The organism is Acinetobacter sp. YZS-X1-1, assembly GCF_000804305.1.
Taxonomy (GTDB): Bacteria; Pseudomonadota; Gammaproteobacteria; order Pseudomonadales; family Moraxellaceae; genus Acinetobacter; species Acinetobacter variabilis.
The window spans coordinates 86,365-97,146 of the sequence record NZ_JWHB01000012.1; the positions used below are offsets into that span (position 1 = coordinate 86,365).

Below are 10,782 nucleotides of genomic sequence, written 5' to 3' on the forward strand. Positions count from 1 at the left end.
TGAGGCCAGGTATGGATTTAAGCGTGATTCCCTTAAGTGAAAGTAGCTCCTTTCATGAGTTGCTTACCATCCTGACTGCTGCCTTAGGATGTGGTTTACTAATCGGGCTGGAACGTGAACGGCACAAACAGCGTGAGGAACAGGCCAGTTTTGCCGGGCTACGCTCTTTTGCCATCTGTGCTTTATTAGGCGCATTGTGCTTTCTATTTGGAATGGCAATGGGTCTGGCCGGTGCACTCATTATTGGCGGCATTGTCATTTTTTCTATTAGAAACCAGATAGAAGATCCGGGAATTACAACTGAATTGGCCTTTATCATGACCTATTTTATTGGGGCGATTTGTCTGTGGAATATTCCTCTGGCTGCAGGACTAGCAGTTCTGATCACGATAATTTTAATGGCCAAACACTCTATGCATAATATTGCCGGACAGTGGATTACTGAGGCTGAATTTAGGGATGGATTACTATTATTAGCCTTAATTCTGATTGGTTTACCACTAACCCCTGACCGACCTTTATGGGGTGAAGTGCTGAACCCTTATCTGATTTTAAAATTAGTAATTCTCATACTGGTAGTTCAAGCTTTGGCACATATCGCTAAACGTTTCTTCTCGACTAAAAATGCCCTGATGCTGTCCTCCATTGCTTCCGGTTTTGTTTCCAGTACCGCCACTATTGCTCAATTAGGTATACAGGTCCGTAAAGGTGAAATGGATGCAAAATCCAATGCCGGTGCCGCGCTGATGTCATGTATCTCGACTATTGTGTTGCTATTGATTGTGGTCGGGGGCGTATCCTGGAGCTGGCTTAAAATCCTGCTCTTGCCCTCTTTAGTTGCCGTAATCCTTCTGGCAGCTTGTGCATTTTTATTATTGCGCAAGGCAAAACCTGCGCCGAGCATGGAATCATCAGACAGCCAGATGTTTAGCTTAAAAGAAGCGGTGATTATTGCAGTGACATTAACATTGATTCAGGCTGGAGTTTACGGACTGGAGGTCTGGCTCGGGGATGCCGGCTTACTGGCCGGGACCCTACTTGCCTCTTTGTTCGAGATTCATGCCGCGATGGCCAGTGTTGTCGTTCAAGGCGCTCCCTCCAATATGCGTTTGATTTATGCCCTGCTTTTAGGTCTGGGTGCTCATGCCTTGGCCAAGTCAGCCAATGCCGCTTTGACCGGAGGCTTGAAGTTTGTCCTTTATTTTGCGCCTGTGCAGATTTTGCATATGGTAGTTTTGATTGGCTTGTTGTGGTGGATAGTTTTTGATTATTAAGTATATATAAATATTTAATTTTTATTTATTTTTCAATTTTGATTTTAATATTTTCTCGCTATAATTGATTTGCTTTACGTTTACACAACAATTGAATTAATATAATTTTTATAGGGTATTTATGAAATTTAAGGCTTTATCATTCGCAATTTTTAGTGCCTTCATGTTAACTGCATGTGGTGGGGGTTCATCTTCTGATTCAAATGGCGGTAATACTGGAACTGGAAATACTACCCTTACAAAACCTGCCTTCCAACAATGGTCATCATTCTATATTGATGAATATTCCGATTCAGACCTAAATTATGAAATTGAACAGCTAACCTTTGATCAAGGAAATGTCTATATTAAAGTTGATGAGACAACAGGCTGGGATGAAAGTGAAACTTTCTATCTAACTGAAAATGGATTATATGATCACGGTTCTACACATGCGACCTATGGCAAATTGCAAGGGACTATTACGGCTAATGCAACCACTTGGAAGCAAGTTCCATATTCTCCAATTAATTCCACAGGATTAAGCAGTACACTTACATTCAAGGTCTTTGATATTAGTGGTAAAAATATTGCTCAAGTCCTCAGTCCAGACCATTATGTCAATTTAAAATATAATTTACTCGATACCTACCCTATGGGAGAAAAAGGGGAAGATTTTTATCGAGTACTTTCTAATTCAACCTTCCCTACCGGATCTACTTGTATTCAACTCCAAACTATTAATAACTCACAAAAATATATTGAGTTATATAAATATTCACTTGAAGATTATGTACAAGATTATTTAAAACTTGAATGGGCTGATATTTCAAAAGATAGTAAATATGCCAAACATACTTTTAAGGATGCTATAGCATATCTAGATCTTAGAGAAGATCAGCAATGGGGACTAGCTGAATATAAGAACAAATATTATGAAGTTGATTATCATCCAGCTGGAGAGGAATACAATATCAAAAATATTTTAACCGCATCTAAAGCACTGGTTAATTCAGCATCTGCTCAGGACAAACCAGCTCTACAGGAATATGCAACTTTACAAGAAAATGCATGCACTTTATTTAATAATACTGCATCTGAAGAATTAAGAAAGCAAATTAAAAAATACTCGTAACAACTTGATATAAAGTACTTCGAGTGCTGTAGATTAATATTAAATAGGAACTCCAATTTAGTTGAGGTTCCTATTTTTAAATCAGTATTTCATTTTAAAAATTCAAAAAATTAACTGATCGACTACAATATCAGCTAAAGTAACTTTAAATTTCACATCCAAGTTCGCAAACTTCATTCCATAAACCCGGTTCTCATCATCCTGATATGCCGGCCTAGGATCGAGAGATAAAACGGCTTCAAGTTCTTCTAGCAATTGAGCAGATATTTTTCCTTTTTCTAATAATAATTTTTTTTGCTGTTCAGCGTCCTCACTCCAAATCACGGGCTTACGTGATGGTTCGTCCTGAGCATAACCGCTTTGCGCATCAATCACTGAATCCGAATATTGAATATAAGGTTTAATGTCTATAATCGGCGTTCCATCTAGCAGGTCGCTTCCTGCGACATAAACCTGGACATTTTTACCGACTTTTTCGACACGATTTAATTTCACGACTGATAAACCAATGGGTGCAGGACGGTACATACTACGCGTAGCAAATACACCTATTTTCTTGTTACCGCCTAAACGTGGTGGTCGAACCTGCGGAAGAAACTGCTGGCTCTGCTGATTTTTATTGTCATGAAACTGCCAGACTAACCAGAGATGACTAAATTCTTCGATGCCTTCAAATGCGAGTAAATCATTATATGGACCGGTCATTTCAATATAGCTTTCAACCTGTACCAAATTAGGCTGACGCGGGATGCCAAACTTTTCTTTATAGGGAGAATGCATATAGCCAATAATCGGCAGAGTGAGTTCGGTCATAATCACTTTTTTTGATAAGCTCAATTAAATATATTCAGTTTATAGAGAATGAATTTAGATTAGAATAGCAACCTGTTCTAATTTGATAACTTATTGAGACCTTTAATGGCTGCTTTTAACGTCGAAAAGATTACTCACGTCCACCATTGGAATGACACTTTATTCTCTTTTAAAACGACTCGTGACACTGCATTACGTTTTAAAAACGGTCAGTTTGTGATGATCGGTCTTGAAGTCAATGGCAAGCCTTTAATGCGTGCATATTCAATTGCAAGTGCAAACTATGAAGAAGAGCTGGAATTCTTCTCAATCAAAGTTCCAGATGGTCCTCTTACCTCTATTCTACAAAAAGTTAAAGTTGGCGACGAAATCCTGGTTTCTAAAAAACCTACAGGTACGCTGGTTCTTGATGACCTGAATCCAGGTAAGAACTTGTATCTTCTTTCTTCAGGTACTGGTCTTGCACCTTTCCTTTCTGTAATCCGTGATCCAGAAACTTATGAACGTTTTGAAAAAATCATCGTCGTTCACGGTACACGTTTCATCTCAGAACTGGCTTATCAAGATTTGATTTTGAATGAAATTCCAAACCATGAATTCTTCGGTGAATTGGGTGCTAAAGAAAAATTAGTGTATTACCCAACTGTTACTCGTGAAGAGTTCCATACCCAAGGTCGTGTAACCACTGCGATTGAATCTGGTCAATTATTCGAGAAAATCGGACTACCACGTTTCAACCCTGAAACTGACCGTGCAATGCTCTGTGGTTCTCCTGCATTCCTGGACGATGTTGCTGCACTGCTAGATCAACACGGTCTGAAAGAATCTCCACGTATGGGTGTTTTGGGTGACTACGTAATTGAACGTGCATTCGTAGAAAAATAATCTGCAAAAAAACCTTTTGCAACCTAAAACGCATGCTTTAAGCATGCGTTTTTTATATCCAGTAAGTCTTAATCTGAAAGAATTAACTCAACCTACTCTCTACTTAAAATTTCTTATAATTAGAGTATTTATAAAAATGTAATTACTTAAAAAAGTAGAATAAATGATAAATATCAATACTTACATTATATTTTTTAGTCAAAAATTCATTCTTAAATGTTAGAATATGTAACTGTAATTGATTTCTCATGAGGATTTATCCTCGCTAAAGACTTAGTTACATAAACTCTGTAAACTTTTAATTCGATCTATTTAGATCCCATTCTCCTGTTTCACCGTTTATGCAACCAAGCCGTTTTCTATAGGCAAGGTATGAGCACTGAACAACCCTCCTCTATCGAGCGTACAGGGTCTAAAGTCTATCGCTATTTTGTAGTGGTATTAACTTTACTCGTTGCGCTGTACTTGATCATTCAAGGCGCTAAATTACTTAGCCTCGGTGGTACAAGTTATTATCTCATCGCAGGGATTGCCTATGTTGCAATCGCCATTTTCTATGCGATGAAAAAAGCCCTTGGTTTCTGGCTTTCTATTGTTACTTTTATTGCAACCATCATCTGGGCGATTGCTGAAGTTCAAGGTTTGAGCTTCTGGCAATATATTCCACGTTTGGTGGTTCCAACTATTCTGTTTGTCCTCAGCATGTGGGCAAGCAAAAACCTGCCAGCACTCGATGCTGCAAAAATCAAAGCTGCCAATCTTGTTGGCTTTGTCGGTTTCTTTGCCTGTGTAGCAGCCATGATTGCTGCATTCTTCCCACACGGCAAAATCCTCAATCCAGTGGACATCGTACAAGAACCTGCGCTGGCTAAACCAAATGCAGAAAACCCGGACAACTGGGAATATTTCGGTCGTAATGGTAATGGTACCCGTTTTGCACCGTACACTGACATTACCCCTGAAAATGTCAAAGATCTGAAAGTCGCTTGGACTTATCACACTGGTCGTGATACCTCTGCCGGTGTCGATGAAAATACACCGATCCAAATTGGCAGCACATTGTACTCATGTACACCAACTAATATCATTTCAGCGATTGATGGTGACAGTGGTAAAGCACTTTGGAAATATGATCCACATGCAAAAACTGCAGAGCATATTACCTGCCGTGGTGTCGGTTACTATGATGCAACTAAAGACAAATCTTTAACTGTGGCAGACCTACAAGCACCTGGTATTAAAGCTTGTCCACAACGTATTCTAACTTCTACTGTTGATGGCCGTTTAATTGCCTTAAATGCTAAAACTGGTGCTTTATGTCCAGAATTTGGTACTAACGGTCAGGTCGATGTTCTGCATGACATGGGTCCTACCGAACAAAGTAAACGTTACCATCCAACGTCTACTCCACTCATTGCGGGTCATGTTGCCGTATTAGGTGGCTGGGTACGTGATATTGTGCATGGCGAACCGTCTGGTGTCGTACGTGCCTATGACGTTCGTACTGGTAAATTGGCCTGGGCTTGGGATGTCGGTAATCCTGAACTGGTTGGTGAACCTAAAGATGGCAAAGGCTTTACTTTAGAAACACCAAACATGTGGACCATCCCGACTTATGACAAAGACCTGAATCTGGTTTACTTACCTACAGGTAATGGTCCTCCTGACTACTGGGGTGGTGACCGTAACGGAGCCAAAGAAAAATTTGGTTCTGCCATTGTTGCCGTAAATGCTTTGACTGGTAAAACTGTTTGGTCTTATCAAACTGTTCACCATGATGTCTGGGATTATGACTTGCCGTCACAACCTGTACTTTATGACATGACTGATGATCATGGCAAAAAAGTTCCAGCGTTGATTCAAACTACCAAAATGGGTCAAATCTTCGTTCTTGACCGCCGTACTGGTAAACCAGTCACTAAAGTTGAAGAACGTCCAGTCGACACCAATGGTGCTGAAGGTGAAAAACTTTCTCCTACCCAACCATTCTCTGTTGGCATGCCACAAATTGGTAATGCGACATTGACTGAACAGGATATGTGGGGTATCTCAACCTTTGACCAATTGGCTTGTCGTATCGACTTTAAAGACTCTGTCTATAACGGTCTATACACTGCACCTGGTGAAAAACCATATATCGAATGGCCTAGCTTGCTTGGTGGCTTCAACTGGGGCGGTATTTCCATTGATGAATCTACTGGCATGATGTACGTTAACGATATGCGTATGCCACTTCGTATGTCATTGGTTCGTAAAGAAGATATGGGTAAATATCATATCTCAACTGACGAAGTACCAGAATTCATGGGTACCGTACGTCCGCAATTGGCTGGTCCTTATGCGGGTGTGAAAATTGACATCATGCAATCTAAACTGGGTGTTCCTTGTAACAAACCTCCATTTGGTACCATGACTGCCATCGACTTGAAATCTAAAAAAGTTGTTTGGGAAGTGCCAATGGGGACAGCAAAAGAATTGGGGCCGTTAGGTGTTAAAACCCATATGCCAATTCCTTTAGGTATGCCAACACTCGGTGGTCCTACTTCAACAGCGTCTGGTCTGGTGTTCTTCGCAGGTACTCAGGATTATTACCTACGTGCGCTTGATTCAAAAACTGGTAAAGAAGTGTGGAAAGCAGAGCTTCCTGTTGCTGCTGTTGCTGCACCGCTAATTTATAAATCTCCAAAAACTGGCAAACAATATGTTGTGATTTCTGCAGGTGGTGCAAGCCACTCTAAAGATGTCGGCGACTATATCATTGCCTTTGCTTTACCTGATCAAAAATAATTTTTTGATAGATAAAGAAAAAACCGAAGCTTAGGCTTCGGTTTTTTTATTGCAATCATCATTAAAAATTAACGATCGCGACCTTCTTGGTTTGCAGAACCTGAACAGCCTGCACCACCACCGATAATAAAACCGCTTTCTGCTTTACATGAACCAATCATACGGCCATGTGAGTCAAATGTAGTCACTGTTGATGCACAACCAGTTAGTACGATAGTCGTTGCAAATACAATAAGTACTGATAATTTCATGATATTCCCCTCTATGATTTATGGTGCTAAATGAATCTGATTTTGACTTGGTGGTACTGGCAATAAACCTGTTTTAGCATCCACCGTATTGTAGTTCACGTCAATTGCATTGCCTGATCCATTACAATGAGCACTAGCAATTGAAAGCAGACCACGTGTAGCTTTACATGATCCAATCACCTGACCCGATGCGTCATAAGTGACGACCATAGAACTACAGCCAGTCATCAGTACAAAAGTTGAAAGTGAAAATAGTTTTATGAAGCTCATTACTCCCCCTAAAAAACACTAAAAAATTTAAATTGTTTAGTTATATAAATCTTTTCTAAATTTCGCGCATGATTCTTCCTAAATTTATCGTATTTGTAAAGCTTTATTTTTCATCTATTTTTTAGGCTTATGGCTAATAAAAAAGCTGCCTGATCAGCAGCTTTTTCATAATTAAATTTAATATTAAGGATCAGGCTGACTCATGCTTCAATACTCGTTCAGCTAGAGCCTGTTTCACTACATGATATCCAGCACTTAAGCCAAGACTCGCCATAATGATTGCAACAATAATATCTGGCCATAGACTGCCAGTGCCAAAGACTCCCACTGCTGCAAAAATGACGGCCACATTGCCGATTGCATCATTACGGCTGCACAACCAGACTGATTTCATATTGGCATCCCCATCCCGGAAAGCATATAAAATTATGGCTGTGACCACGTTTGCGATTAAGGCCAATATCCCGATGATCCCCATTGTAATAGCTTCAGGTGGAATACCTTGTATAAAGGCATAAATCACTTTGCCAATGACGACCAGACCAAATACTGCCATAGTCAATCCTTTAATCAGAGCAACTGTTGCACGCCAATACAGACTTGCACCAATCACCGCCAGAGAAATACCATAATTCATAGCATCTCCAAAGAAATCTAGCGCATCTGCCCATAAGGCCGATGAATGTGCATAGGCACCGCCGATCAGCTCTACACCAAATAAGGCCAGGTTAATCAATAATGCAATCCATAAAGCTGTTCTAAATTTGCTATTAGATTTGGGCGGCGCGGGTTCATGAATACAACTACAGGCCATATTATTCTCCGATGATTTTTTATCCTGAATGCGATAAAGTCATTAGAAACTATGGAGTCACTCCAAGGTCAAGACTGAGGTATTTATGTCACATTATTTGATTTCTGATATAGCCAAGAAAACTGATTTAAGCACTGATACCATTCGATTTTATGAGAAAAGAGGTTTGATTCAGCCGAATTTTCGAGCAAGTAACCAGTATCGTTATTATGGCGAAGAAGCCTTAAAACGCTTAATTTTTATCAAACGCTGTCGTGCTTTGGGCATGTCTATAAAAGAAATTGAATACCTGATTCAGCTGGAACAGCATCCAGAACAGGATTGCTGTGAAGTTAACCAGATGATTGATCAGCACCTTATAGACATTTCAAATAAAATTAAAGAATTACAGTTATTTAAAAAGCAGTTAATGGCGCTTCGCGAAAGCTGTAATACCCCAACTACGATTGATCATTGCCAGATTTTGAAAGCACTGGAATCTATTGAAAATAGCTGAAATATTTATGGATATTTTAAATCGTTCACTGTTTATTTTTTAACTTGAAATTGAGTTAAATTCTACCAATTCCGAGTTATTTACTAGGTTGAATCCTGATTTTAGATGACTAGAATAAAGACGTACTTTTTATATGTCTTTCGATTTCATCATGAGCATTTCTCACGTTACGGAACTTCTCTCACCTGCTGGCTCACTGAAAAATATGCGCTATGCCTTTGCTTATGGTGCAGATGCAGTCTATGCCGGCCAGCCGCGTTATAGCTTACGTGTTCGTAATAATGAATTTGACCATGACAATCTGGCGATTGGCATCAAAGAAGCTCACGCGCTTGGAAAAAAATTCTATGTGGTTGTGAATATTCAGCCGCATAACTCCAAGCTGAAAAATTTTATCCGTGACCTTAAACCTGTAGTCGCCATGCAGCCTGATGCGCTGATCATGTCTGATCCTGGCCTAATCATGATGGTGCGTGAGCACTTCCCGGATATGGATATTCATCTTTCAGTTCAAGCCAATGCAGTGAACTGGGCAACAGTAAAATTCTGGAAGAATATGGGACTTACTCGCGTGATTTTGTCACGTGAACTGTCCATTGAAGAAATTGAAGAAATCAAACAGCAAGTTCCAGATATGGAAATTGAAGTCTTTGTTCATGGCGCACTGTGCATGGCCTATTCTGGCCGTTGCATGCTGTCTGGTTATATGAATAAGCGCGATGCCAATCAGGGTGCCTGTACCAATGCCTGTCGCTGGGAATACAAGGTATTGGACGCTAAAGAAGATGAAACGGGCGATGTGATCCCGGTGAAAAATATTGATTCTGGCTGTTGTTCAAAAGATGCTGATGAGTCACATATGCAAGTACAACATCAGTTTGATGAACCTGTGTTATTGCAACGTAATGACGAGGATATGTTTGCTGCCGAAGAAGATGAGCACGGCACTTATTTTATGAATTCCAAAGACCTGCGTGCAGTGCAGCATGTGGAACGATTGATCAAGATTGGCGTGCACTCCCTGAAAATTGAAGGTCGGACCAAATCTTATTTCTACTGTGCGCGTACTGCGCAGATTTACCGTAAAGCCATTGATGATGCACTAGCAGGAAAACCCTTTGATCCCTCACTCATGACCCAACTAGAAGGTTTGGCCAACCGTGGTTATACCGAAGGTTTTCTACGCCGTCATGTACATAGTGAATATCAAAACTATGAAAATGGTTCATCGAGTTTCGATCATCAGCAGTTCTGTGGGGAAGTGTTAGAGCGTAATAGTGACTATATCAAGATTGATGTAAAAAACCGTTTTGTCGTTGGTGACTCACTAGAGTTGATGACCACTAAAGGCAACATCACCTTTACCTTGACAGAGATTAAAGACCGTAAAGGCAATCTGATTGAAGATGCTAAAGGTTCAGGGCATATCGTTGAAATTCCAATACCAGCAGATGTCGATATGCAGTATGCCCTGCTGATCCGTAATCTGCCATCATCATCTGTAGATATTTCAGCCTCTTCATTGGCTTATCAGGCGAGTTAAAAAATGGCGCTCTTGATTACCGATAAATGTATCAACTGTGATATGTGCTTACCGGAATGCCCAAATGAAGCAATTTATGAAGGCGACAAGATCTATGAAATCGACGTGAATCGTTGTACGGAATGCGTCGGTTTCTATGATCATCAAACCTGTATTGCCGTCTGTCCTATTGAGTGCATTGTGCCGCATCCAGAGCATCGGGAAACGCAAGAGCAGTTAATGGAGAAATTTAAAGGTTTGAATCTGTTTAAAGCTTGAAGGATGCATGAAGTCTTATGACTTCATCTAAGAACAACCTTAGGGAAAGATAAAAATAAGGGTTGAAAACAAAAACTGTCCAGAGGAAAGGAACAGCTAAAAGCGATTGGGGACGCTTTTGGCTGATCTAACAATAACTAAAAAAAGGAACCCGGGTGTTAGCGTCCTGAGTTCCTATAAAGCGAAAATAATAATAGGAGTTTGAGATTAAGCACCTGGGATGTGGGGATTCCAGGTGCTCTTTTTTTACTGACCAGAACGGATGATGTAGTCGAAG

The 10,782-nt window shown here is 40.2% G+C and carries 11 protein-coding genes; 7 read left to right on the forward strand and 4 right to left on the reverse strand.

The window, feature by feature from the left end; genetic code table 11:
* Window positions 1–11: 11 nt before the first annotated feature.
* Window positions 12–1,274, forward strand: coding sequence for an MgtC/SapB family protein (locus tag RJ01_RS08485; RefSeq protein ID WP_034170735.1), 1,263 nt, complete (start codon window positions 12–14; stop codon window positions 1,272–1,274).
* A gap of 121 nt (window positions 1,275–1,395) precedes the next feature.
* On the forward strand, window positions 1,396–2,388 hold the full coding sequence (locus tag RJ01_RS08490; RefSeq protein WP_034170736.1) for a hypothetical protein: 993 nt from the start codon (window positions 1,396–1,398) through the stop codon (window positions 2,386–2,388).
* Between the two features lie 102 nt (window positions 2,389–2,490).
* Here RJ01_RS08490 and tsaA read toward each other — a convergent pair whose 3' ends face one another.
* Window positions 2,491–3,201: a tRNA (N6-threonylcarbamoyladenosine(37)-N6)-methyltransferase TrmO gene (gene tsaA, locus RJ01_RS08495; protein ID WP_034170737.1), complete on the reverse strand. Its 711-nt coding sequence runs from the start codon at window positions 3,199–3,201 to the stop codon at window positions 2,491–2,493.
* Between the two features lie 105 nt (window positions 3,202–3,306).
* Here tsaA and RJ01_RS08500 point away from each other — a divergent pair, with 105 nt between their 5' ends.
* Window positions 3,307–4,086 (forward strand): ferredoxin--NADP reductase, encoded by a 780-nt coding sequence (locus RJ01_RS08500; protein WP_005236496.1) that lies wholly within the window; start codon window positions 3,307–3,309, stop codon window positions 4,084–4,086.
* Window positions 4,087–4,458: 372 nt separating this feature from the next.
* Window positions 4,459–6,873: a membrane-bound PQQ-dependent dehydrogenase, glucose/quinate/shikimate family gene (locus RJ01_RS08505; protein ID WP_034170738.1), complete on the forward strand. Its 2,415-nt coding sequence runs from the start codon at window positions 4,459–4,461 to the stop codon at window positions 6,871–6,873.
* A gap of 68 nt (window positions 6,874–6,941) precedes the next feature.
* Here the strand turns inward: RJ01_RS08505 and RJ01_RS08510 are convergent, their stop codons facing one another.
* The 3 genes from RJ01_RS08510 to RJ01_RS08520 all read right to left on the reverse strand — a co-directional run bounded on the left by RJ01_RS08510 (window position 6,942) and on the right by RJ01_RS08520 (window position 8,208).
* Window positions 6,942–7,124, reverse strand: a complete 183-nt coding sequence (locus RJ01_RS08510; protein WP_034170739.1) for a hypothetical protein — start codon at window positions 7,122–7,124, stop codon at window positions 6,942–6,944.
* A gap of 18 nt (window positions 7,125–7,142) precedes the next feature.
* Entirely contained in the window at window positions 7,143–7,394 is a 252-nt protein-coding gene (locus RJ01_RS08515; RefSeq protein WP_034170740.1) for a hypothetical protein, read from the reverse strand.
* A gap of 190 nt (window positions 7,395–7,584) precedes the next feature.
* Window positions 7,585–8,208: a cation transporter gene (locus RJ01_RS08520; RefSeq protein WP_034170741.1), complete on the reverse strand. Its 624-nt coding sequence runs from the start codon at window positions 8,206–8,208 to the stop codon at window positions 7,585–7,587.
* 85 nt (window positions 8,209–8,293) lie between these two features.
* On the opposite strand from RJ01_RS08520, the gene RJ01_RS08525 reads away from it, so the two are divergent.
* From RJ01_RS08525 to RJ01_RS08535, 3 genes are all read left to right on the forward strand, one after another.
* Window positions 8,294–8,704: a Cd(II)/Pb(II)-responsive transcriptional regulator gene (locus RJ01_RS08525; RefSeq protein ID WP_034170742.1), complete on the forward strand. Its 411-nt coding sequence runs from the start codon at window positions 8,294–8,296 to the stop codon at window positions 8,702–8,704.
* A 151-nt stretch (window positions 8,705–8,855) separates the two neighbouring features.
* The gene (yegQ, locus tag RJ01_RS08530) at window positions 8,856–10,247 is read left to right on the forward strand and encodes a tRNA 5-hydroxyuridine modification protein YegQ (protein WP_376738168.1); all 1,392 of its coding nucleotides are present in this window, start codon (window positions 8,856–8,858) and stop codon (window positions 10,245–10,247) included.
* A 3-nt stretch (window positions 10,248–10,250) separates the two neighbouring features.
* Window positions 10,251–10,505 (forward strand): YfhL family 4Fe-4S dicluster ferredoxin, encoded by a 255-nt coding sequence (locus RJ01_RS08535; protein ID WP_005236512.1) that lies wholly within the window; start codon window positions 10,251–10,253, stop codon window positions 10,503–10,505.
* Window positions 10,506–10,782 lie beyond the last annotated feature (277 nt).

What these genes read in the sequence shown, in the direction of transcription:
- RJ01_RS08505 (WP_034170738.1), top strand. Translation starts at nt 4,459, where the DNA reads ATGAGCACTGAACAACCCTCCTCTATCGAGCGTACAGGGTCTAAAGTC.
- RJ01_RS08500 (WP_005236496.1), top strand. Translation starts at nt 3,307, where the DNA reads ATGGCTGCTTTTAACGTCGAAAAGATTACTCACGTCCACCATTGGAAT.
- RJ01_RS08520 (WP_034170741.1), bottom strand. Translation starts at nt 8,208, where the DNA reads ATGGCCTGTAGTTGTATTCATGAACCCGCGCCGCCCAAATCTAATAGC.
- RJ01_RS08535 (WP_005236512.1), top strand. Translation starts at nt 10,251, where the DNA reads ATGGCGCTCTTGATTACCGATAAATGTATCAACTGTGATATGTGCTTA.
- tsaA (WP_034170737.1), bottom strand. Translation starts at nt 3,201, where the DNA reads ATGACCGAACTCACTCTGCCGATTATTGGCTATATGCATTCTCCCTAT.
- RJ01_RS08490 (WP_034170736.1), top strand. Translation starts at nt 1,396, where the DNA reads ATGAAATTTAAGGCTTTATCATTCGCAATTTTTAGTGCCTTCATGTTA.
- RJ01_RS08525 (WP_034170742.1), top strand. Translation starts at nt 8,294, where the DNA reads ATGTCACATTATTTGATTTCTGATATAGCCAAGAAAACTGATTTAAGC.
- RJ01_RS08485 (WP_034170735.1), top strand. Translation starts at nt 12, where the DNA reads ATGGATTTAAGCGTGATTCCCTTAAGTGAAAGTAGCTCCTTTCATGAG.
- RJ01_RS08510 (WP_034170739.1), bottom strand. Translation starts at nt 7,124, where the DNA reads ATGAAATTATCAGTACTTATTGTATTTGCAACGACTATCGTACTAACT.
- RJ01_RS08515 (WP_034170740.1), bottom strand. Translation starts at nt 7,394, where the DNA reads ATGAGCTTCATAAAACTATTTTCACTTTCAACTTTTGTACTGATGACT.
- yegQ (WP_376738168.1), top strand. Translation starts at nt 8,856, where the DNA reads ATGAGCATTTCTCACGTTACGGAACTTCTCTCACCTGCTGGCTCACTG.